Below are 22,974 nucleotides of genomic sequence, written 5' to 3' on the forward strand. Positions count from 1 at the left end.
TCACTCCTCCTGGTGTAAAATTCTTATGGGGGTGAATCCATTGTCGAAATGTTGTTTATCTCTATTGATGCTTATCATACCACTAATGATTCTGGGAAGCACCGGCCTGCACGTGACTCTTTCACCTTCATTATCTCTCGATAATATCCCCTCTGTCGCGAGCAACTACGTTCCCGATTTAGAAGATTTAGACAGGTATATGCGGATTCCGGCGATCTTTTCGGGGGGTATGGAGATAGCGATCGGTAATTCAAAATTGTACGTGAATATGGACTTGAGACAGGAGTTTTCGGATTACCTGATGGGAGACTGGTTAAGCAATCTTCCGCTTTCCACGACTTCCTTTCTTCCTGCCATTGACGTGAACTTTCCCAGACTGGGTTACTTCGAACGGAGAGATTCAAATTCATTCATATCGTTGGGAAGAAGGAAGCTCGGTCTCGGAGTTTCAACTTACAGCTTTGTTATCTCAAATTTTCTTCCGTATTTCGACCACCTGTGGATAGAGTTGAACGGGCAGGCAAAATCAGGTGAGTATCTTTATGATTTCTTCGCAGTATCTGCCGACAGAACGATAAGCGGCGGGCCAAAGACGCTTTTGGGTCATCGCTTCGGTTACATGAACGAAAACTTGAAAGTTACGTTTGGTGAGGAGAATCTTGTTTATGGTGTCTATCCCGATCTGCAGGACCTCGGACCGTTCTTGATTTACCACCATACCTATCAAAGCAACTCAAATGTCACTGCCACACTTGCAGCAGAGGTTAAACTAAGCGATGTAATGGCTTACGGAGAGTTCACACTTGATGACTTCAGACTTACATCAGAAAGCTCGAATTCCAATCCAACGGCATTTGGCTGGGTTGCAGGTTTTCTCTGGAGAATTTCCGATGGCAGGCCATATACTGGGCCTAAACTAGATGAATCGGAGCATGAAATTAGAGATAAAACTCTTCTGCAAGACGGTGGCCTCAGAGTCAGGATGGAGCACTACCATTCCACCACGTATCTCTACAACAGGGGAACAAATATAGGAAAGTTCACTTATCCCTATAGATTCAATGTATTACATCTAGACTCTTGGCCCGTCATCACGGGATTCTACGGATTCCCTTATGGCCCGGATTCGACACTAACGCTGATAGGCATAGAATACGAGAGCCAGAACGTTTCGTTGAAAATCGCTGCAGAACTATTGCGAGCCGGTTCAGTCACCATAGATTCTCCGTATTCTCCACCCTTCGATCCTGAGTGGTATGGACCGAAGAAGCCGATAACCACTTCTTTCATTCTGACTGGAGAAGGTTTTTATGCAGCAAATCAAAATACAACTCTCTTCGTTGCCGGTAAGCTGACCTTTTCCAGAAAGGTTGATTTCGGGATAAATGTCGGTTTTATTAGAATGTTTTCACTACTATAGGGAGGTATCGCAGATGAAGAAGTTTACCTTGCTTCTGTTCTTTACACTGTTAGCGACAGTGTTTGGTAGTCAGGGAACCCTGATGTTCAAGGGCACAGATCAATACAACTTGTTTTTGGGCAGAAACCTGGTTGATGGGAGAACTCTCTTTACTGCAAATACTGCAATTCCAGAGGGATTTGCTTCAGTCCAGGTTGAGCAGCCTACGGTAAAGACCGCGGCTGGAACCGACGTTTTTCTCCGAGTTACTCCGCAGTTCATGATACATAACTTCGAACCCTTCAAACAAAAGGGGTGGTTGCAGTCTGTTGTTCCTCTTTATTTGAGGTATCGGTACGATACTTTGAAGCCCTGGCTTGTGCTGGGTTTTGAGAGCGAAGTATCAGACAATATAACGGGCTTCATAAATCTCGACATCCCGAAAGACTACAGGAGCTACATCAGTCACGGCGATAACTTTGATTCGAAGCCGTATATGAACTTTCCAGTGGAGCTCTTTGAGGGAAAACTGGAGGCGCTTGACATGAGCTGGCCAACACTCGGTTACGTGTCCTACTCTAGTGATAACTTCTATGCTTCGCTGGGTAGATACAAGGTGGCCTGGGGACCTATGAGAAATGGATTGACTATAAGTGACGCATCGTCTTATTACGACAATGTCTCTTGTTCATATACTACGCCTCTCTGGAAGAGCGGCCACTTTACCTATTCTTTTCTGGTTATAACCCCTACTTCACTCCTGAACGATGAAGAGTGGGTAAAACAGGGGAAAGTGTGGGATCTGAACCAAAGAAGGCCTTACACCGAAGGAGCGAAGACGATCATTGGGCACCGCTTCGATGTTCAGTTTTCCACATGGGGGAGGTTTGGTGTAGGAGAGCTTAACGTCGTTGGAGGGAAACACCCCGATCTGAACGACGCCAATCCATTCATTATCTTCCACAATACCTACGGCGAAGATTTCTCCAACGTGATGGCCTCGCTTGACCTTTCTCTGGTTCCTTTCAAGGGTATTGAACTCTACGGAGAAATCGCCATAGATGACGTCTCTTTCGGTTCTACTGAGGCCGGGGCGCGGGGCAAACCAACTGCCCTGGCTTATGGTGGTGGTTTTAGATACGCGGTGGATATTAAGGGAATGTTGCTTCTTGCCTCTGTAGAGCTCTATCACACTGACACGTGGATGTACAATCGCTGGCAGCCGTTTCTCACATTCACAAACAGAATCTACACTAAGTCCGAGCTTCCAGGAAGCAGGGATTTCACAGATTATCCTCTGGGATTTAAGTACGGACCTGATCTCAATGGGTTCTCGATTATGGCTAATGCAATAATGACCAATGGGCTTTCAATCTCCTTTGTATATGAATACTTCAAACAGGGAGAAGTTACTCTGAAAACCCCTTACTTGAACATGGAAGAGCCGGAAGACGACCCCGGTGAGTTTACGGCTCCTGAAGATTGGGGTGGGCCAGTTGGTGAAACTGTTAATGCGAACATCTTGAAGCTCAATGTAATGATCCCTTACAGGGACTTTACGTTCGGAAGCGACTTCTCTCTATACTTTGGAGATTATTTCAAGAAGAACGGAGGGTATGAAAGACCGATTTTCGAGATCAGACCTTATATGTCCTACGTCTTCTAGAAAGCGCGTTACTCCTGTAAATGCCTTTATAAAAAGGGACGAGAAATGACCCGTCCCTTTTTTCTAACAAGACTATATGAAGCCAAATACAAGGAATCCTATTAGGAATCCGATTATCAGTCCTACAATCAATCCTCTTGAGAACCTGTCGGTTCCTCGGGGTGGTGTTCTTTCCTGATTTTGGCTTTCTTTATACCAGTCTCTATCGTAGATTCCCAATTACTACCACTCCTTTCACTGAGAATGAAATCCATCCAGTACCTCTTTATGAATATCAGGATTGGAACTGCAAAAACAACGCCAAAGACGCCCAGCAGTTCGCCAAACCCTATTATCGATACCAGCACGATGAACCAGTTAATCTTAACTCTGTTCGAGAGAATTTTTGGCGACAGGAACCAGATCTCCATCTGGTTGGCGATGACCAGCAAGACGATGGCTCCAACAACCCCCCAAAGCCCTTTGCTTACGAAAGAAAGCACGATCATCGGAATCGATGTAACAACCACGCCAAGATACGGGACAAAATTAGTGATTCCCGCCAGCAAACCGAGGAATATCGCATTCGGGATACCGAGAATGGCCGATCCGATAGCGATTATTGTTCCAACAACAAGAGCAATTATCAGCTGGCCGCCAATGTAGGTCTGAAAATCCTTGTACAATGAATGAAAAAAGCTGCTCACCTTGTCCTGATCACAACCGGGAAAGAGCACGGGCACGCTTTTCTGGATCATATTGGTCTTTCTTGCGACCACAAAACCCGCAATAATCAGCAAGACAACACCTGTAATCCATGAAGTGATGTTTGAAGCAACGTATTGCCCAATCATGATTGCTGCATCACTCAACCACTGGGATGCGCTCTCGACTATGTCGACTATCGCTTCAGAAATGAATGGGGGAAGCTTCTCCAGCCATTTGTCGAATGTACCGCCATTGAAAAGAGAATCCAGCTCCAACGAAAGGCCTTTCACACCATTGATGGTTATTGGGACTACTCTGTAGATAAGGAAGAACATAAACGATAGAAGAGCTATGCCGGTTACTATGCTTAGGGCTCCCCTAGGGATCTTTCTACTGACAAATTGAGCCGGTGTGTTGATAATTAGCGAAAATATAAAGGCCAGTCCGAGAACCCTTGAGGTAGTAGGAAAGAGAAAGAGTGTCATGAACACTGCTATGAAATATCCAAGAACCCAGAACTTTGCTTTCTTCATAATAGCCCTCCACCGGAGAATAGTGACAAATCTGTTGTATACTCAATATGTATAATATCTTTTGAGGTGCCTTTATGAAAAGAGTATATATTATCCTGACAGTCTTTTTTCTTATTGCATTTGTTTCATTTGGCTCGATGCATTCATCAAGGATGATGGCTCCTGGATCTGTCAGAGCAATGGCTGGTTTCAAAGACATTGGACTGAGAATTGGAATTCTTTCCTTTCTTGAAGCCGGTTGGTTCACTGATGAAGGTCCTTACTTCACCGTGGGCTACGATGAAAACTTTCATTTTGCTTCCCGCGTTTCCTTCTCCTCACTTCAAGAAGCGAGAGTAATCGCGGAGTTAGGATATGATTTCAACGTTGTTTATCTAGAGGTAGGAGGGCTTTATGAATACGCCGCTCCCGATGCCTCGTTTCTTGGCGGACAACTGAAGGCGGAAGTGTTTTTCGATAATGATTTGAGCATTGTCAACGCTACCCTTGGCAGATTTCAGAAGGTTGCTGGCGAGACGCAGAAGCAAAGTTATACCTCTGTTGGTTTCTCCGCCAGGCGAAGGCTGGAAATTGGAAAGCAATTTTACTTCATCAACCTCGAAAGTGTCGAGCTTGTTGGTACATTAAAATGGGAGATAGAAGATGACCTCTCTTCCTTCAGCCCCTTTCCTGCGTACAGTTTTGTAGGAATCCAGCTTAATCTGGGATTTATAAACCAATAGAAACCCTCCCGATAATCATCGGAAGGGATTTTACGTTGCCTTTCCTGATAGGTTTTCCGCAGAAATCAAACTATGAAAGAAGTTTGGCTATTTCGTCTACTTCCTTTTCGTCAGGCATCTCACCATCAACTGCCATTTCCATGATTTTGCCTGCTATGTAAGATAGAAGACGATGAGACACTTTGGAAGCACGTCTCATTGACATTGAAGATCCTAGCGCTCTCTCTAATCTATCGTAGAAGTCGGCCCTCGCATTGATAAGGATCTCCCTCACTCTTTTGTTCTTCATTCCGTGAAGCCAGAGATATACAAGAGAAACCATTATATCTGGCCTTTCAGAATAGAGCTTCAACAGTTCTGCGTAAAGATCTCTTGTAATCTCTACAGGCTGTTTGCCTTGGTCGATGAGTGGTTCGATTCTCGGCAGGACGTAGTTGTTGAGAATATGCCTTGATAGATCGATTAGCATTCCCTCTTTGGAACGGTGGTGATAGTGAATAGCCGCAAGGTTCACTTCTGCTATCCCTGAAACCTTACGTGTGCTCAGGCCTTCGATCGTTTCTTCAGCGATGACCTGTATAGCAGCCTCCATTATTCTCTCTCTTGTTTCTTGACCGCGCACTGTCGTCACTCCTTTCAATCATTCGTATAACACAGATTATATCACATCGTTACAGGAAAAACAAAAAAAGCCGGAGAATCTCTCCGACTTCTGTCTATGCAACGATTCTTGTACCCGACTCTCCTTTGAGCGCGAGATCTACATTTTCCAGAGAAGTAATGATCGCTTCCTTTCCGGTTAGAGAGACAAATTCGATTGCGGATTCTATCTTTGGCAACATGCTTCCCTTAGCAAAGTGACCGGCTTCCATCAACTCTCTTCCTTCTTTTACAGTCAATTCCTTCAGTTCACTCTGGTTGTCTTTTCCAAAGTTTATGTACGCGTAGTCTACTCCTGTAAGGATAACAAGTGCGTCCGCTTCAATTAACTTCGCCAGCAGGGCAGAAGCTCTGTCTTTGTCAATGACGGCTTCGACGCCTTTAATTTGTCCCGATTCGTCTCTGACCACCGGTATTCCACCGCCGCCAGCCGCCACGACGATGGTGCCGTCCTTTATCATCTCCCTAATAGGTTCGATTTCAAGAACGTCAAGGGGCATAGGTGAAGGCACTACACGTCGATAACCTCTTCCGGCATCTTCTTTGACGGTCCAGCCTTTGGTTCTCTCGAGTTCTTTGGCCGTCTCACTATCATAAAACGGTCCGACGGGTTTGGAAGGATTCTCGAAACCCTTGTCGTTCTTGTCCACAACTATCTGAGTCAGAACGCACGCTATATTCTTTCTTGTGTTTCTCTTGACAAGTTCATTGTTCAAAGTCTGGGTTATCAAGTAACCAATTGAACCCTGTGTCATTGCATCGTTTACGTCGATCGGAAAGGGAGGGAAAACGTCCTTCGCGATATCCTGCTGAACAAGGAGATTTCCAACCTGCGGTCCATTGCCATGAGTAATTACAAGCTCATAACCTTCCTCTACAAGATCTGCAAGATAGGCAGTCGTCGAGAGCAGGTTCTTCTCCATAACTTCTGCTGTAGGTTTTTCATTTGGTTTGTTGAGCGCGTTGCCGCCTATTGCAACTACGATTCTCTTCATACTTCCCCCTATAGCAGTGTGGCTATCATTACTGCTTTTATTGTATGTTTTCTGTTCTCGGCTTCCTCGAAGACTCTAGAGGCAGGACTTTCGAAGACATCTTCGGTTACTTCATTTCCCTTCACGGCAGGCAGACAGTGAAGGAAGATAGTCTCTGCCTTTCCGGTCTTTTTCATCATCTCAGCGTTAACCTGATAAGGTTTAAGCAGAGCAATCCTTTCTTGAAGCTTGTCCTCTTCACCCATCGATGCCCAGACGTCTGTATAGACTGCATCGGCGTCCTTTAGTGCAGAGTCGACATCTTCAGTGACCTCGACCGTAGCTCCGGATTGTTTTGCGATCTCTTTGCACTTGCTGACAATAGCCGGATCGGTGTGAAGTCTCTCCGGACCGCACGCTACGAAATGCAACCCCATCTTCGCGGACCCTATCATGAGGGAGTTGGCCATGTTGTTTCTGGAATCCCCCACAAAGACCAGCTTTCGTCCTTTCAGGCTGCCGAGGCTTTCTTCGATAGTCATGAAATCCGCAAGAATTTGGGTTGGATGGTATAGGTCGGTAAGCCCGTTATAGACAGGAACCCCAGACCACTGCGCCAGAACTTCAACAGTCTCTTGCTTGAAGCCCCTGAACGCTATCGCATCGAACATTCTTCCTAGTACTCTTGCCGTGTCTTTCAAATCCTCTTTCACTCCAAGATGAATATCGTCCTTTGAGAGAAAGACCGCATGGCCGCCCTCTTCACCGAAGGAAGTTTCGAAAGCAGTTCTTGTCCTTGTTGAGCGCTTCTCAAATACAATGGCAAGCGTTCTCCCTGCAAATCTACTTGTCGGCGTACCGGCCCTCTTTTCGACCTTCACCTGTCTTGCAATATCCAGTAGATAGCGAATCTCGTCTGTCGTGAAATCAAGCAATGTCAAAAAGCTCTTTCCTTTAAGGTTTACGCCCATCTTAACCCTCCTTGTTTTAGTTATCTCTAATATAATACATATATAAGACTATGCTTTCAATTGCGTTTATTCGTACGAGGAAACGCAGATTAAACCATATCACAACAATGCGGTGTTATGCTTTTGTATGCTAAGGTATATTGGCCAGATTAGGAGGTGGATTGTGTTTAAGGAGAAGCTGGAGAACTCAATAAAGAAAGTGCTGGAGGAATTTGACATTTATGATGACAAAATCGATTTTAAGGTTGAGATACCTCCTGAGGGGTTTGGTGATCTTTCTACAAATGCCGCGTTTATTCTTTCGAGGATCTTGAAGAAGAGCCCGAGAGAAATCGCTAATATAATCTGCGAGAGACTCGGCAACGAAGCCGACTATAGCAGAGTGGAGGTTGCCGGACCAGGATTCATAAACGTTGATTTCTCCATTACATATCTATCCTCTGTACTGGCGGAGTTGATCGATGCGCCGGATTTCTGGAAGAGAAAGGGCGATACGAGAATTCAGTTTGAATTTGCAAGCGCCAACCCAACGGGACCCTTTACAGTTGGTCATGGGCGCCAGGCAGTATTTGGAGATGTTCTGTGCCGAATCTTTTCTTCAAGAGGATACAGAGTCCAAAGAGAGATGTACATAAATGACGCGGGAAGGCAGATTGGACTCCTGGGCCGCTCTTTGTGGGTTAGATACAATCAATACCTCGGTGTAGAAGAGGAGCTACCTGAGGATGGCTATCAGGGTGAGTATTTGATCGATATTGCCAGGGGACTTGCCGGTGAGATCGGAGAGCGTTTCAAGGCGGTTTGGAACTCGGAGGCCGAAGCTTTTTTCAAGAAATATGCTCTCGACAAGATGCTGGAAGATATTATGGGAACACTCAAGAGGCTGAGAGTGGAGTTTGATAACGTCTTCTTTGAGAGCTCTCTGATAGACGATGGAACTGTTGACTCTGTAATTGGCATGCTTGACAGAAAAGAGTTGATATATGAATCGGAAGGGGCGAGATGGCTTAAAGTCTCAAACTTTGTGGAGGATGATGATAAGGTCCTCGTGAGATCGAACGGAAGCTATACTTACTTCATGACCGACATTGCTTATCATTACAATAAGCATGATAGGGGTTTCAAAAAGGTATTTGATATCTGGGGTGCGGATCACATGGGCCACATTCCTAGGATGAATGCTGCTATGAAGGCCCTGGGAATAGAAGATGGATTTCTGAATGTGATTGTCCACCAGTACGTAAATCTCAAAAGAGAGGGTGAAGTGGTAAAGATGTCGACCAGAAGAGGGGAATTCACAACCCTGGATGAGCTAGTTGAAGCTGTTGGAGTGGATTCGACGAGATACTTCTTCGCGATGTTCGATCCTGACACTCACATGCTTTTTGACATAGATCTGGCAAGGCAGAGATCGAATGACAATCCTGTCTTTTACGTCCAGTATGCCAACGCAAGAATAAGCAATGTATTCAGAACTGCTAAGGAGAAGAACGTGAAAAGATCGAGAGATTCGCTTGAGCTTCTCGATTCTCAGGAAGACAGGAGGATCATCAAGCTGCTGACGATTTTTCCTGAGATTTTGGATTCGGTAGTCGCAGATTACAGAACAAACCGTCTAACGTCTTATCTGGAGGATCTGTCCAGGGCATTTCACGGTTACTACAACAAGAATATCATTGTAGACCCGGAGAACCCGGCACTTTCAGGTGCAAGGTTAGCTTTGTGCGAAGCGATTCAGAACATTTTAAGGAGCGGATTAGAGCTTCTTGGCGTTGAGGCTCCCGATAGTATGTAATGGAAGAACTTCGTATTGAGAAGCTAATCGCAGGAGGTTTCTCTCTCGCCAGAACAGCTGACGGGAAAGTAGCTTTGCTCGATGCGGGTTATCCAGGCGAAGTTGTTGAAGCTAGCAAGAAAAAGGGAAGAAGCGACTTCCATACGATGAAGGTTGAGAGAGTGCTTGTCCCTTCAAATAGCCGGAGAGAAAGGCTTTGCAGGAACTTTCCGGTATGCGGCGGATGCGACTGGCAGACACTTGACTATTCAGAACAGCTTTTCTGGAAGAGAGAGGTAATTAGTGAGCAGTTCAAAAGAGTAGGAAAGATTGAACTGGAGGACTTTGAGATTGTTCCTTCACCAAGAGAGACGAATTACAGACTTAAGATGGAGTATGTGTGTCACGGGGGGAAAGATGGGCTTTCTCTCGGTCTTTATAGGAGGAATAGCAACTCTCCCGTTAGTTGCCAGGGTTGTGTGTTGGGCCTGAAAGACTTCGAAAAGGCCAGATCGGGTTTCGAGGAGATACTGAGGAAAACGGCAATCGTTCCATATAACAGGGTTACTGGAAGAGGCGAACTCAAGCATGTAATTCTAAGAGGCAACGGAAGAGAAATCATGGCAATACTTGTTACAAAAGGAGAATGTCTTCCCGATGAAAACCGTATTGTCTTGGAGGTTAGGAAGAAGCTTCCCTATGTCTCGACGCTCGTTCATCTTATGAATGCGAACGACAGGGTAGTTATGAGAGGCGTTTCGAGAACGCTTTTCGGGGAAGGGGTAATCGACCAGGAGCTTTCCGGAAGAAAGTTTGAGATTCCGCCCGTAGCCTTCTTTCAAAACAATCTCGAAGTTACGGAGTCGATTGTCAGTCATATATTTAATGAGATGAAGGATACGGCTGGCGACTCTCTTCTTGATCTTTACAGTGGCATAGGAACATTCTCTATCACCGTTGGGAAGAAGATGGGCCGTGTCACCGCGGTAGAATCGAATCCCGTATCTGTTAAGGCTCTCAAGGCAAATTCGAATCTTAACGGAATGTTTGGGATCGAAATCGTGTCGAGCGATGTTATTGAATTTCTCAAGTCTGATCAGCGTCACTACTCTACGATAATTCTCGATCCGCCCAGATCCGGAGTCGGTTCGGAGATTGGGCTTCTCGATAAGTTTGGCGCTTCCATGGTGTTTTATGTGTCCTGTGACCCTACTACCCTGGCGAGAGATACCGCAAAGCTCAGAGAGTCAGGCTACAAAATCTCTTCGGTAAAGGCTTTCGATATGTTTCCCCAGACATGGCATGCTGAGTGCGTGGTATTGATGTCCAGAGGATAATTGTAGGGGCGACACAGAGTAAAAATCCGAAGTGTAAAAATTACGAAAATATCGGTTCATGGGAACAAATCTATGAGGCTGATTTTGAACCGTACAGAGCGATTTAGATGTCAGTGCTAAAGGTATTGAGTATGCGGTAGATCAGGGAGCAAATATTATCAACCTCAGCCTGGGAGGACCCGGTGAGGATGTGGACATCGCTAATGCTGTTCGATATGCCAGTGAAAAGGGTGTATTTGTGGTGGCTGCTTCCGGAAATGATAACCAAAATTGCGACAGCTATACACCGGCAGGGCAGGAGAATGTGTATACAGTAGGGGCAATAAATCCACTGAAAACAAAAGCAAGATTTTCAAATTATGGGAATAGTGTGGAGGCTGCTGCTTCCGGTGTGAAAATTTTGAGCGCTGTACCAGGGAATCAATATGAAGCCTGGGATGGAACCAGTATGGCTGCACCGGTTGTTTCAGGCATTGCTTCAATAATGCTGACTCAGAAGCCTGATATTAATGTTGTTGAACTTGTTAGTATATTAAATGAATCTTCCGAGGATATTTTAGAAGAAGGACAGGATCAGAAGTCCGGCTATGGATTGCCCAATGCTGAAAAGGCATGGAAGTTGTTAACAGGAGAGGAAGTATCATCGACTGAAGAACAGGCTACATTTAATTCCTTGCAAAAAGCCATTGATGGAGCAAGCAAACTGAAAATCCGGCAAAATGATGTAAACAGTCTGGTGATATCAAATAACAATGCAGATAATAGTTCTGAGATAAAATCTAAATTAAGTGATCTAAAGGATAAAGTAAGTAACTACAAGGAAGAGAATGAGGAGCAGATTGAAGAATGGAAAAAAGAGTTTAAAGAAAACCAGGAAATCAATAAGCAATATATGCAGGAGATATACGAAGGTTTGGAAATACTTAAGCCCCTTCTGGAGCAGTTCTAGGACAGCTATGAACAGGGTACCTTAGAACTCACTCCCGAAGAGTTAATTCAGATACAACAGGAGATTGAAAAGCTGGCAGGCTATCAGGAATATGTAAAAACAAGAAGTGAAGAACTACAGAAGATGTGGGATGAAATAGCTCAACTTTTCTCTGAAGGAAATTATGAAGAGGCAAAGGCAATGTTTCCCGACATACTGGAGATGCAAATAGACCTGACTAAGAATCTGGAACTGCTATTAAATGAAATAAACGAACTTACAAAGTTATTAGAAGAAGTTCTTTAGTAATAGAATAAGACTTATTGCCATGCAGTACAGACATAAGAGTGAATAAGGATATGGAAAAAGCAAAGGCTTTTGAGAGGAAGGTGAAAACTAATGGGGATCGGAATTTTCTTTAATGTACCTGCCCATGGACATATTAACCCAACACTGCCAATAGTAAATGAACTGGTGAAAAGAGGAGAAACAATCATATATTACAGTACTGAAGCATTCAGAGAAAAAATTGAAAAAGCAGGTGCAAGATATAAGCCCTACAGTTTCTCTCTCCCTCAAGGGCCAACATCAGGCGGTAATTTCGTAAATCTGGCAGGAATGCTTCTAAAAGCCACAGAAGAGGTAATGTCCGAAGAGATGAACTATATCAGAAAATTGCAGCCTGATTACATCATTCATGATTCCATGTGTCCCTGGGGCAAGTATATGGCAAAGCATCTTGGAATAAAGGCTGTAAATACGACATCTACCTTTGTGTTCTCCGGAGAGACAACCAATAAAGCCGATGGATTCAGAAAGAAAATTTTAAAAATGGCGCTTGAAGAAGGTATAGGCAAAATTTTTGATATTGTTTCGACAAAAAGAAGATTAAAAGTAGAATATGGAGTAGACGGCAAAATAATGGATCTTTTCCGTAACCAAGAAGAGTTAAATATAGTATTCACATCTTTGCAATTTCAGCCGGATGGAGCTAAGCTTGGTAATAAGTTCGTATTCATAGGTCCGTCAATTTACGACAGGAAGGATGCCCAGGACTTTTCATTTGAAAATATTGGAGACAGGAAGCTTGTCTATATCTCTTTAGGTACTATTGCAAATGAAAGACTGGATTTTTACAGGGAATGTATTAAAGCATTTTCTAAGTCGGAATTCAATGTATTGATTTCCATAGGCAGCAAAGTAAATAAGAAAGAATTCGGAGTCGTACCGTCCAATATTTATATTGAGAACTATGTTCCCCAGATAGAAGTTTTAAAAAGAGCCAGTTTGTTTATATCCCACGGTGGAATGAACAGTGTGAATGAAGCCCTTTATTTCGGGGTGCCTCTATTGATTTTCCCCCAGCAACCCGAGCAGGTCATGGTTGCCAAAAGAGTTGAGGAATTGGGTGCGGGGATATGTATTACAAAAAAGGAAATTGATTCTGAATATCTATTTAAAAAGTCTGTTTACATTATAGAGAGCAGATCATTTTATGAAAGTGCAGGAAAAATAGGTGAGGATTTTCGAGAGGCTGGAGGGTATAAAGCCGGAGCTGATGCTATATTAAATTATGTTATGGAAAATGAAACTTAAGAGGGAAGGAAAGGATGATGAAGTCGAAAAGATTAATCTTAGTCTCATTAATGCTAGTTTTCATTCTCTCCGTGATTGGAATGGCGGCTAACGCTTCCAATAACGACCGAGATTCTCAAGATACGGAAGGTTCCATAATGGTCGGTGGTTTAAAGCGTACTTATCTCATGCATATTCCGCCTAACCGCGATCAATCCCAACCCATGCCGCTGGTTATCGCCTTGCATGGTGGAGGGGGAAGTGGGTCCGGAATGGTAGAAACAACCCAGGGTGGTTTTAATGTGTTGGCAGACGAAGAGGGGTTTGTTGTAGTTTATCTGGATGCTGTGGACAATCAGTGGAACGACGGCCGTAGCAAAGAAGAAGACCACCCGGCACACCGGGAGAATATCGACGATGTCGGTTTTATCTCCGCTTTGATTGATCAATTGATTAAAGAAGAGAATGTTGACCCCCAGAGGGTTTATGTTACAGGAATGTCCAATGGAGCGATGATGACGTATCGCCTGGCCGCTGAATTGTCTGAAAAAATCGCAGCGGCAGCTCCGGTGGATGGTAATATTCCCGAGAATTTAGCAGCTAACTATACACCCGCCAAACCTGTTTCCATGCTGGTTATCAATAACACTGCCGATCCACTGATGCCCTGGCAAGGTGGAGATATAACCGGACCTTTTGGAAACAAAAAGCTCGGCAAAGTACTTTCAGTCAGCGAGAGTATTAAATTATGGGTAAAGCACAACCAATGCTCAATTATCCCCGCGGAAATCACTAAACTGGATAATGATCCCAATGATGGCACTCAGGTACGGCGAATCACTTATACCGGAGGAGTGGAAGGGACGGAAGTGATTCTATATGCAATCGAAGGCGGCGGACATACTTGGCCCGGAGGTTCTTCTAAACTGTCGGAACGGGTTATCGGCAAAACAAGCCAGGAGATAAATGCTAATGAGGTTATCTGGAATTTTTTCAAGAACCATACACGGCAGTGAGGGAACTATCTTTTAAGGTTCAGTGTTATTCTACTAAAGCAGAATTGGCTGATGATGTTTTTATGACATGCTTTTAAGTTAATACTGAGCTTTGACAGCAAAAGTGAACAAATGGTAGGAATAAGTTCTGAAAGGTGCATAAGTTCGTGGTAGATATTTGAATCACTTTTGAAATGCGGTGCCACGTTGGTTTGATTGTCACTCTGTTATAACCTTAATGCATCATAATTAAATCTACTCAAGAGAGATAGCTTCCTCCTTGACTTCCGTATGGGTTATACTTTCCTTTGGGAAGAAGTGCAAATCGGTGTCAAGGAGGGTTTTTGTTGAAAGACTTTTCTGAACTTGTTTCGCTTGCCAAGGCAGGCGGTACTCGAAGAGTTGTTCTTATAGGATCAGAAGATAGAGAGGGGATAAGGGCTCTCAAACACGCATTTGACGAAGGGATCGCAACGCCGGTTTTTGTTGGCAGAGAAGCAGAGACTCTCGAAATCTTGAAAGAAGAAGGACTTGAGGGAGAGTTGATACCCGCCTCCTCCCCCGAAGAAGCTTGCGAGAAGGGGATAAAGTTAGTTAGTTCCGGCAAAGCCGATGTTGTGATGAAGGGACTGTTGAAGACATCGATTCTCCTGAAAGCGGTTCTGAACAAAGAATGGGGCTTAAGATCGGGAAGGGTTTTGAGCCACATAGCGGCTATGGATGTTCCGGTAGTCGACAGGGTTGTTTTCGTAACCGACGGAGGAATGATAATCCGCCCGGATCTACAGACAAAAGTGTCGATAATCGAGAACGCCGTTGCCTTTCTGAAGTCAATAGGCTATGAAAAACCAAAAGTCGCGCTTATTGCTGCTGTTGAGGTTGTGAACGAAGATATGCAAGAGACTATCGATGCGGCCGTTATTTCCAAGATGAGCCAAAGAGGGCAGATCAGCGATTGTGTAATCGATGGGCCTCTAGGTGTGGACAATGCGCTTTCGCTTGCAGCGGCACAAATCAAGAAGATTTCCGGGCCGGTAGCAGGGCAGGCCGATCTCCTAGTCGTACCGGATATTGCAAGTGGTAATTTTGTGGGCAAGTCGGCCGTCTATCTTGCCGGTGGAACGATCGCCGGTCTTATTTTGGGTGCAACTGCCCCAATCGTTATTGTATCCAGAGCCGATTCGGCTGCTTCTAAACTGGCATCTATCGCCCTGGCCAGTTATTCGATCGGCAAGAGCTCATGAAGGGCAATTTTAGAGATGAGACTATAAATACCGAAGGAAACATGATTTAGCGAGCTGCTCAGTTCTCTATCGATCGATTATGATCAGTATATTGTGACTGAGAACGGTAAGATCGCAAATCTTAATACGTTTCTGGAGACAACTCGGAAGCCCTAATAGTTAAGGCCGTTGTCGGCGGGTAAGGATTCAAGGAATCTGGAAACTGCAGAGTCTGGAATATCAATCCCGAGCTCGAGATCTTTCTTGTGCTTCCCGTGATAATCACTGCCGCCCGTGGCTATCAATCCGAGGTTTCCTGAGATTTCGAAAAGCTCTTCTCGAGTTGTTTCTTCATAGGTCTTGTAAAACACTTCCATGCCTTTTAATCCGTAACGTATCATTGTCCTAATGATCTCTATCGTTTCTTTTCGATCTAGCATCATCGAAAGAGGATGGGCTAGGACGGGAACACCCCCAGCGGAGAGAATGAGTTCAATTGCACTCTTTATGGATAGCTTCTCTTTCTCAACGTACGCTTTTCCATCTTTTCCTAGAAACTCTTTGAAGGCATTTTCTGTTGAGTCAGAATAACCCTTTCTCACAATTAGATTGGCTATGTGTGGTCTTCCCAGACTTTCACCGGGAAATGAACTTTCCAGCTCTTCATCGGTAATCTGAACACCGAGAGATCGCAGCCTCGAGAGAATCCTTGTGTTCCTAAGATCTCTCTTAAGCCTCAACTGTCTGAGCTCTTCTTCCATAGACGAAGCTTCGAAAACCATACCGTAACCAAGAACATCGAGGGTCTCATGAAAGTCACAGCTTATCTCTACTCCCCTTATGTACTTTATTCCAGCTCTCAAGCACAGTTCCCTGGCTTCATTCTGGCCAGCCAGTGTATCGTGGTCGGTAACAGAGAGAATGGAGATTCTTTTGTCCGCAGCCTTTTGCACTATTGCCGCAACCGAGTCCGTGCCGTCGGAATGATCAGAATGACAGTGAAAGTCTACAAACATTCAGCTACCACCTTTTACATCAATGATGATATTATTCTACTAGAGGTGATCACAATACAATACTACCTCAACGAAGGAACAATCTTGAAAAAACGTTACAGAATTATCGAGCCCCTTGGAAGGGGCGGTTTTGGCATGACCTATTTATGCTCAGACTTCCATACCGGAAATAGCGTGGCTGTTAAGGAGTTCTTTCCAAGAGGTGCAGAAAGGGAAGGTAATTTCGTTAAACCCATAAGCAGCGATCTGAAGGAAGCCTATTTCGAAAGGCTTTCTTCTTTTTCAGAAGAATTCACAATCATGTCTAAAATCGACGATGATAGGGTCGTGAAGGTACTTGATCTTTTTACGGAGAACAACACAGCTTACTATGTTATGGAATTTATAAGCGGAAGAACATTAAGAGACTCGGTGAAGTCCGATGGAGTTGTTGATGAGTCTGAAGCTCTAGAAATCATCGATGAAATCCTTAAGGGTGTGTCCTCGATCCATGAAAGAGGTTACATTCATGGTGACTTAAAGCCGACCAACGTCATGCTTACAGATGAAGGAAAAATAAAGGTCATGGATTTCGGCGCAGCCTGTTTGAAAGATGTTTACTTGATGAATTCACTTTCTAAGGTTGTTTCTTTGAGTTACACCTGTCCCGAGAAATTCTTATCTTCTTCAACTCCAAGCTATTCATGGGACGTCTATTCCGTAGGAGGTATCCTTTTCTTTCTCCTGAGTGGAGAGGATCCTATTCCTTCGACAGAGAGGATTAAGGGAATTCCACTTGTCTTAGATCTATTCCCCAGGAAGGCACGAAGAATTCTGGAAAAGTCAATGTCTCTAGTTGCAGACAAGAGGTACACAGACGCCGATCACTTCAGAAAAGCGTTGAGGCCGAGGCTATTTGGATTTTGATTTATCTTCTGGCAATCAGATAGTATATATCTCTCATCTCTTTCTTGAGGTCGGTAAAAGAGTCTATTTCTCCGAGAATCGAATGAAACGACTCCTTGACCTCTATCTGGGCCTCTTCAAGAGACTCGAAGGATAGAATAGTCAGTCTATTCTGTTTCCCATCTTTTCCGGGTGTCTTTCCAAGTTCACTTTCGGTAGAAATGACGTCCTTTATGTCGTCCATCATTTGGAAGAGTTTTCCGAATCTCACACCGAGTTTGTACATCTCGTCTATCTTTTCTCTTTTCTCTCTTATGAAGGGGGCAGCGAAGCAGAAGCCAAAAAGAGCTCCTGTCTTTGCAGCATGGATCCTTTCCATCTGTTCTATGGATTCGTCTTCTGGAAAGACGTCATCGAATTCACCCTCTACAACTTTAAGTGATGTCTCTTGCCACAGCTCTAGAATGGGATGAATGTATCTGGTTTCAAGATCAAGGGAGGAAAAGACCCTGCCTGGAAAAAGCATAAGAAAATCTCCCGCAAGTATTGCCTTGGATTCACCGAATTTGATATGACTTGATGGCAGGCCTCGCCGAATAGTGTCGTTATCTATGGCAGGTAGATCATCGTGAATCAGGCTCCCGCTGTGAAACAGCTCAACGGCAATTCCAGCCTTCAAAGCGTTTTCCTCTCCAAACCCCGTGTACCTGGAAAGTTCCCAGATTAGATATGCCCTGAGCCTCTTGCCTCCAGCCAGCGGAGTATAGCTGACGACATCTTTGAAAGGCTTGGATATGTGGAGTTCGTCCAGAAAGTTCTTGAGTTTGCAGTTGAAAAAGGGAGAGAATTCAGCTAGTTTCACTATCGTCTTCCTTGTTCCTAAAATGTTTTTTCAGCTCTTCGATATCGAGATTCTCGACAAACTTCTTGAAACCCTCGGTATCTTCTTCCTGGCCGTGCTGAAGCGCGTCGGTCTGTAGATTGCTTAGGTCGATCGAACTCTCTTTAAACACCGAATCTTCTACAAAAATCGGGAAGCCCTTTTTGACGGCAAGCACAAGACAATCGGAAGGACGCGCATCGACAACGTAAAGCTGTCCGCTTCTATCCTGCAAGTGCAGAGAAGCGTAATAAACATTGTCTTTAACCTGTCCGATCACCGCCTTTTCAAATACCCCGCCAAGTTGAGTAACCGTATTTACAAATAGGTCATATGTTAAGGGCCTTGGGAAGTCCTTTCCGCTAATCGCGAGGGCAAGAGCTTCGGCCTCGAACGGTCCGATCCATATTCCGAAACCTTTGTTAGTCTTTTCAACTTCAAGTATTACCACCGGGGAATTACTCTGGTCAAGAGCAAGGCCCCTCAGTCTTACCTGTAACATAGAACCCACCTCAATTTCTCATTGATTCCAAAGCTGCCTTAATTATATTATAGACTTCTCCGCTGAAGTCTTCCTCGGAATTGAAATCTTGGGGAAGGATAGGTTTGCAAACAGAAAGAGAGATTCTCGAAGGTGTGATCAGAAAGCTGTTCTTCCTGAGAAGATTGCGTGTTCCGTCAAGTGCCACGGGGAGGACCTTCACACCAAGTTTATAGGGAATTGATAGACTCCCTTCTTTGAATTTCCCAATTTCACCGGCCTCGCTTCGTGTCCCTTCTGGAAAAAGAAGAATCGTTCCGTCCTCTTTCAGAATTCTGAATATTTTCCTCATTGCGCCGGCCGTTTGTAATCTGTTTCCTCTTTCAATGTATACTCCGTCCAGCGCGCTTATGAACCAGCTTATGCCAGGAATCTTTGAGAGCTCTTTTTTTGCAATGAAAGCTATCTCTGGGTAGACGTAGCCGGGTATAAGAGGTATATCGAATGCGCTTTGATGATTTGCGACGATAACCATGGGGCCAGTCTCTGGAACGTTTTCCTTACCAGACAACCTTACTCTTGACCCCGAAAGCACGAAAGCCGCCCTGCCGAATCTAGAGACCTCTCTTGAAATGAAGGTCTTTCTCTCTTTCTTCCCTTTGAATTTCCCGATCACATTTCCAATTAGAATGACTATACCGCCATAAACACAGATGTAGAGAACTCCGAGCACGGCAATCCAGACAGTTACGAGTAAGCTAAGAAGCTTCTTCAGGAATCTCAATGCTCTTTACCTCCAGTATATCGCCATTCTTTATCCGGTACATCTTGGACTTTTCAATTATATCTTTTGCAAGACATTCCAGGTCTAGTCCAGCTTCGACCCGATTTATGTCGAAAAGCCTCGCCTTTGTTACTGGATTCGACGGAACAAAAACAGTACAACAATCTTCGTATGGCAAAATCGACGTTTCAAACGTGCCTATTTGTTTCGCGAGCTCTATTGTCTCGATTTTATCGTAAGATAGTAGCGGCCTGAGCACTATTAGCTCAGTCTGTTCTTCGATAACTCTCAAGTTTTCAAGGGTCTGACTTGCAACCTGGCCCAGGTTCTCTCCCGTAACGATTGCGATTATTCTTTGAGCTTCTGCTATCTTACTTGCGATTTTCATCATCAGTCTTCTCTGGCAGACCAGGCTATATCTTTCTTCAACGTGTTTATGGACTGCAATCTGAGCGTCGGTAAAATGCATGGAATATAGCCTGAACTCTCTTCCACCGTTATAGATTGAGAGAGTTTTCGCTAGTGACAGAACTTTGTCAAATGATCTTTCTCCGGTGTAAGGAGGACTGGAGAAGTGTATTGCATCGAGATCCAACCCCCTCTTTTGAGCCAGCCACCCTGCTACAGGGCTATCAATTCCGCCCGAAAGCAGCAACAAAGCCCTACCGCTAACTCCAACGGGAAGACCTCCGCTTGCTGTTGTCTTCCCACTCGAGATCAGCACTCCTTCATCCCTTATCTCAATCTCTATCTTGAATTCAGGATTGTGAATATCTACACTCGTTTCAGGGAGTTCTTCGAGAATTCTCTCCCCAACGAGGGGATTCAGCTCAACGCTTTTTAGAGGAAATCTCTTGTCCAGTCTCCGGGTTTCAACCTTGAAAGTCTTTCTTCCTCTCTTCATTTCATCCTTTGCAAGATCGACCGAGGTCAGGTAAATATCTTCCAGATCATAGGAAGTCCATGTTCCGACACTGAAGTTCTGTATGCCAAACGTTCTGGACATTATTTCTATCGACGATCTTAGTCTCTCTGAGGGAACAGAGACGATTATCCGTCCTCTGATTCTTTCGACTGTCGATCTTCCCAGTTGCCTCTTTATGTTGTTTACGAGGACTTTCTCGAAAAGCTTTCTGTTCCCTTTCTTCAGAGCGATTTCTCCATACCTGACCACAACAAATCTATTCATTAACCTACCTCCGTCAATCTTTCCCTCATGTAGTTATATAATATTCCTATCATACAATCTTCGTTTGGAGGTGTGCTGTTTTATGAAGAAAATGCTTGTGATCATTTTTTTGATTGTCTTTTCATCGGTTTTCTTTGCTTCTGAATACGAAGCGTTGCTTTCCGAGTTTGTTCAAATAAGGGCCATGGAAGACACCGAAATGATGGCCGAGTTCATTGAAAAACTTGAGTCTGAGGACCTGGAAGATATAGAAATCCTCACTCTTCTCGCGGATTGTCACCGGGAATACGCGAACTGGATAGAGGATAAGAAGACAAGAGAGACTCATTATAACAAGGCAAGAGAGCTTGCAGAACAGGCAATAAAAATGGATGACTCATATGGAATGGCCTACTATGTTAAGGGAGCGGCAATAGGACAACTCGCTCAGATGGCAGGAATAATTCAGTCCATGTTTCTCATATCGGATTTCGACAAGAGTATTGACAAAGCAATGGAACTGATGCCTGATAGCCCATTCCCATTCATTGCTAAGGGCATGAGGGATCGTGATACACCCTGGCCGTACAGAAATTACGGGAAGTCGGAAGAGCGGTTCATGAAGGCTATCGAAAACGATCCGGGATATCTCAACAGCTATTATGAGTTGGCGGTGCTTTATCAGGTTTGGAAGAAGAAGGATCTGGCGGCCCAGTATTACAGAAAGGTACTTGAACTCGAACTCCAGCCCGATTTTATCGTTCAAGGTCAGGAAGCAAAAGAAAACGCTCAGAAGTGGCTGGAAGATAACGGTTACTGATGATATACAGGATAATTTTTTCTCTGTTTCTTCTCTTTATCATGCCATTCCTGAACTATTCTATTATGCTCTCGGCGATTGTGGTTTCCCTGGTCCTGATCGGAATGATCCTCGGTAGCAAGACTGAGCGGGTTGCCAGGATTCAGAATTTGACGCTTACTTTGTTCTATGTTGTAATTCTATTTGGCTATTTTCAAGACACGGCAGGCATGGTTTACAGAAGCGAAGTTGTAATCCTTGCAGTAGCACAGGGAGTCTCGGGGTTCTATGGGCTTTTTCACCACAGAAGATCTCTATCGGTCGTCCTTTCCCTGGGATACTGGATTCTGGTTGGGACTGCCTTAAGCAGAATTGCATGGATGCGACTTGGAAGCGGCGGTTTGATCCTTGGTATTGCATTGATCGCTCTTGTTGCGTTTCAAGACATCAGGAGAATCTACAAGCCATTAGTTAGAAGTCCCTTTGAACAGGATGGTGAAAGCTGAAATGGGTAACACGGGAAAGATCAAAATTGGGATTGTTCAATTCAGAGCCGATAATGATGCCCCTGGGGAGAATCTGGAGAAGATTACCAGTTACATAGAGAGTCTCGTTGAAGAAAATGTAGATCTTGTTCTTCTCCCCGAGATGTTCAACAGCGGGTACGGCACAGATGAGGCGACTATAAGCAATGCCTCTGAAATGCAAGAAGAGACCGTGGAGGTTCTCTCTGCTCTTGCAGACTACAATGATATTGCAGTTGTAGGTGGAATCGTAAACAAAACGAATGGAGGTTTTTTCAACTCTACTGTCATAATGCTGCCTTATCTAGAACCGATTTACTACAACAAAACCCACCTTTTCCGCGATGAAAAGAAAGTCTTCACTCCCGGTAGTGAATTCAAGACTTTCGAGTTCTCTGGAATCCAGTTCGGAGTGCTTATGTGTTACGAAATAGGGTTTCCAGAGATCTCAAGAAAGCTATGTAAACAGGGGGCAGAGGTTCTCCTGGTTCCATTTGCCTTTGGAAGGGAAAGGAAATTGATCTTTGAGACAGCAACCAGAGCCCGCTCAATAGAGAATGGATGCTTCCTGGTCGCCTCTAGCCAGTGCGGTACAAATAAGACAATGAACTTTGTTGGAGAAAGCAGAATAATCTCACCTTCAGGCGAGATTATTGTAGATTGCGGAGGAGCCGAAGGTTTTGCTTCTGCCGAGATCGACATTAGGCTGGTCAAGAAGTATCGATTCGGAGAGAGCCGTGATTCACACGGTTATTTCTCCAACTTTAGAGACGATCTTTACCGTTGAAACCCGGTTGACAGGTTCATTCGCATGAGATAGAATAAATACCGTTAGTGGGCCGTTAGCTCAGCAGGCAGAGCGATTGATTCTTAATCAATAGGTTGCAGGTTCGATCCCTGCACGGCTCACCAGAGTGAGAAGATTAAGTGGAGAAGTTCTCCCACCCCCGCCCTAAGGTTGAGGGGTCGATACCTGAAAGAAGGGTTATTGAC

General features: G+C 44.5%; 23 protein-coding genes and 1 tRNA gene. 15 read left to right on the forward strand and 9 right to left on the reverse strand.

Annotated features, from left to right (window positions below; translation table 11 throughout):
• Positions 1-31: 31 nt before the first annotated feature.
• On the forward strand, positions 32-1,420 hold the full coding sequence (locus tag V513_RS03800) for a hypothetical protein (RefSeq protein WP_257211999.1): 1,389 nt from the start codon (positions 32-34) through the stop codon (positions 1,418-1,420).
• Positions 1,421-1,433: 13 nt separating this feature from the next.
• Positions 1,434-3,065: a capsule assembly Wzi family protein gene (locus V513_RS03805; RefSeq protein ID WP_099771790.1), complete on the forward strand. Its 1,632-nt coding sequence runs from the start codon at positions 1,434-1,436 to the stop codon at positions 3,063-3,065.
• A gap of 128 nt (positions 3,066-3,193) precedes the next feature.
• Here the strand turns inward: V513_RS03805 and V513_RS03810 are convergent, their stop codons facing one another.
• On the reverse strand, positions 3,194-4,285 hold the full coding sequence (locus V513_RS03810) for an AI-2E family transporter (protein ID WP_099771791.1): 1,092 nt from the start codon (positions 4,283-4,285) through the stop codon (positions 3,194-3,196).
• A 74-nt stretch (positions 4,286-4,359) separates the two neighbouring features.
• Between V513_RS03810 and V513_RS03815 the strand changes: the two genes are divergently transcribed.
• Positions 4,360-5,007: a hypothetical protein gene (locus V513_RS03815; protein WP_099771792.1), complete on the forward strand. Its 648-nt coding sequence runs from the start codon at positions 4,360-4,362 to the stop codon at positions 5,005-5,007.
• Positions 5,008-5,077: 70 nt separating this feature from the next.
• On the opposite strand, the gene V513_RS03820 is transcribed toward V513_RS03815, so the two are convergent.
• The 3 genes from V513_RS03820 to argF form a co-directional block, all read right to left on the reverse strand.
• A complete protein-coding gene (locus V513_RS03820; protein ID WP_006491714.1) occupies positions 5,078-5,629 on the reverse strand; it encodes a TetR/AcrR family transcriptional regulator in 552 nt (183 codons plus the stop codon).
• 94 nt (positions 5,630-5,723) lie between these two features.
• Complete coding sequence (gene arcC / locus V513_RS03825; RefSeq protein WP_099771793.1) at positions 5,724-6,662, reverse strand: carbamate kinase; 939 nt, start codon at positions 6,660-6,662, stop codon at positions 5,724-5,726.
• A gap of 8 nt (positions 6,663-6,670) precedes the next feature.
• A complete protein-coding gene (gene argF / locus V513_RS03830; protein ID WP_006491716.1) occupies positions 6,671-7,612 on the reverse strand; it encodes an ornithine carbamoyltransferase in 942 nt (313 codons plus the stop codon).
• A gap of 163 nt (positions 7,613-7,775) precedes the next feature.
• On the opposite strand from argF, the gene argS reads away from it, so the two are divergent.
• The 7 genes from argS to V513_RS03860 all read left to right on the forward strand — a co-directional run bounded on the left by argS (position 7,776) and on the right by V513_RS03860 (position 15,465).
• Positions 7,776-9,407: an arginine--tRNA ligase gene (argS, locus tag V513_RS03835; protein ID WP_099771794.1), complete on the forward strand. Its 1,632-nt coding sequence runs from the start codon at positions 7,776-7,778 to the stop codon at positions 9,405-9,407.
• Positions 9,407-10,723, forward strand: a complete 1,317-nt coding sequence (gene rlmD / locus V513_RS03840; RefSeq protein WP_099771795.1) for a 23S rRNA (uracil(1939)-C(5))-methyltransferase RlmD — start codon at positions 9,407-9,409, stop codon at positions 10,721-10,723. The genes argS and rlmD overlap by 1 nt, the downstream gene beginning before the upstream one ends.
• A gap of 124 nt (positions 10,724-10,847) precedes the next feature.
• Positions 10,848-11,672 (forward strand): S8 family peptidase, encoded by an 825-nt coding sequence (locus V513_RS03845; protein ID WP_099771796.1) that lies wholly within the window; start codon positions 10,848-10,850, stop codon positions 11,670-11,672.
• Between the two features lie 123 nt (positions 11,673-11,795).
• Positions 11,796-11,957, forward strand: a complete 162-nt coding sequence (locus V513_RS13850) for a hypothetical protein (protein ID WP_180274830.1) — start codon at positions 11,796-11,798, stop codon at positions 11,955-11,957.
• A 93-nt stretch (positions 11,958-12,050) separates the two neighbouring features.
• Positions 12,051-13,247: a macrolide family glycosyltransferase gene (locus tag V513_RS03850; protein WP_099771797.1), complete on the forward strand. Its 1,197-nt coding sequence runs from the start codon at positions 12,051-12,053 to the stop codon at positions 13,245-13,247.
• Between the two features lie 14 nt (positions 13,248-13,261).
• Positions 13,262-14,242 (forward strand): extracellular catalytic domain type 1 short-chain-length polyhydroxyalkanoate depolymerase, encoded by a 981-nt coding sequence (locus tag V513_RS03855; protein WP_099771798.1) that lies wholly within the window; start codon positions 13,262-13,264, stop codon positions 14,240-14,242.
• A 326-nt stretch (positions 14,243-14,568) separates the two neighbouring features.
• Positions 14,569-15,465 carry a bifunctional enoyl-CoA hydratase/phosphate acetyltransferase gene (locus V513_RS03860; RefSeq protein WP_099771799.1) on the forward strand — a complete coding sequence of 299 codons (897 nt, stop codon included), beginning with the start codon at positions 14,569-14,571 and terminating at the stop codon, positions 15,463-15,465.
• Between the two features lie 152 nt (positions 15,466-15,617).
• Here V513_RS03860 and V513_RS03865 read toward each other — a convergent pair whose 3' ends face one another.
• Entirely contained in the window at positions 15,618-16,460 is an 843-nt protein-coding gene (locus tag V513_RS03865; RefSeq protein ID WP_099771800.1) for a PHP domain-containing protein, read from the reverse strand.
• A gap of 84 nt (positions 16,461-16,544) precedes the next feature.
• Here V513_RS03865 and V513_RS03870 point away from each other — a divergent pair, with 84 nt between their 5' ends.
• Entirely contained in the window at positions 16,545-17,366 is an 822-nt protein-coding gene (locus tag V513_RS03870) for a serine/threonine protein kinase (RefSeq protein WP_257211933.1), read from the forward strand.
• A gap of 1 nt (position 17,367) precedes the next feature.
• Here the strand turns inward: V513_RS03870 and V513_RS03875 are convergent, their stop codons facing one another.
• From V513_RS03875 to thiI, 4 genes are read right to left on the reverse strand one after another with little or no spacing between them, the layout of a single operon-like run.
• Positions 17,368-18,207 carry a polyprenyl synthetase family protein gene (locus V513_RS03875; RefSeq protein WP_099771801.1) on the reverse strand — a complete coding sequence of 280 codons (840 nt, stop codon included), beginning with the start codon at positions 18,205-18,207 and terminating at the stop codon, positions 17,368-17,370.
• Complete coding sequence (locus V513_RS03880; protein WP_099771802.1) at positions 18,194-18,727, reverse strand: bifunctional nuclease family protein; 534 nt, start codon at positions 18,725-18,727, stop codon at positions 18,194-18,196. Before V513_RS03880 ends, V513_RS03875 begins: the two co-directional genes overlap by 14 nt.
• Before the next feature lie 10 nt (positions 18,728-18,737).
• Complete coding sequence (locus tag V513_RS03885) at positions 18,738-19,490, reverse strand: lysophospholipid acyltransferase family protein (RefSeq protein WP_006491732.1); 753 nt, start codon at positions 19,488-19,490, stop codon at positions 18,738-18,740.
• The gene (thiI, locus tag V513_RS03890; protein WP_014730159.1) at positions 19,465-20,679 is read right to left on the reverse strand and encodes a tRNA uracil 4-sulfurtransferase ThiI; all 1,215 of its coding nucleotides are present in this window, start codon (positions 20,677-20,679) and stop codon (positions 19,465-19,467) included. Before thiI ends, V513_RS03885 begins: the two co-directional genes overlap by 26 nt.
• Before the next feature lie 82 nt (positions 20,680-20,761).
• On the opposite strand from thiI, the gene V513_RS03895 reads away from it, so the two are divergent.
• The 4 genes from V513_RS03895 (at position 20,762) to V513_RS03910 (ending at position 22,893) form a co-directional block, all read left to right on the forward strand.
• Positions 20,762-21,478 carry a tetratricopeptide repeat protein gene (locus V513_RS03895; RefSeq protein ID WP_014730160.1) on the forward strand — a complete coding sequence of 239 codons (717 nt, stop codon included), beginning with the start codon at positions 20,762-20,764 and terminating at the stop codon, positions 21,476-21,478.
• Positions 21,478-21,963: a hypothetical protein gene (locus tag V513_RS03900; RefSeq protein ID WP_099771803.1), complete on the forward strand. Its 486-nt coding sequence runs from the start codon at positions 21,478-21,480 to the stop codon at positions 21,961-21,963. Before V513_RS03895 ends, V513_RS03900 begins: the two co-directional genes overlap by 1 nt.
• Before the next feature lies 1 nt (position 21,964).
• A complete protein-coding gene (locus V513_RS03905; protein WP_180274831.1) occupies positions 21,965-22,768 on the forward strand; it encodes a carbon-nitrogen hydrolase family protein in 804 nt (267 codons plus the stop codon).
• Positions 22,769-22,817: 49 nt separating this feature from the next.
• Positions 22,818-22,893 (forward strand) — tRNA-Lys (locus V513_RS03910).
• The last annotated feature ends 81 nt before the right edge of the window (positions 22,894-22,974 follow it).

Source organism: Mesotoga sp. H07.pep.5.3, from assembly GCF_002752615.1.
GTDB lineage: Bacteria > Thermotogota > Thermotogae > Petrotogales > Kosmotogaceae > Mesotoga > Mesotoga prima.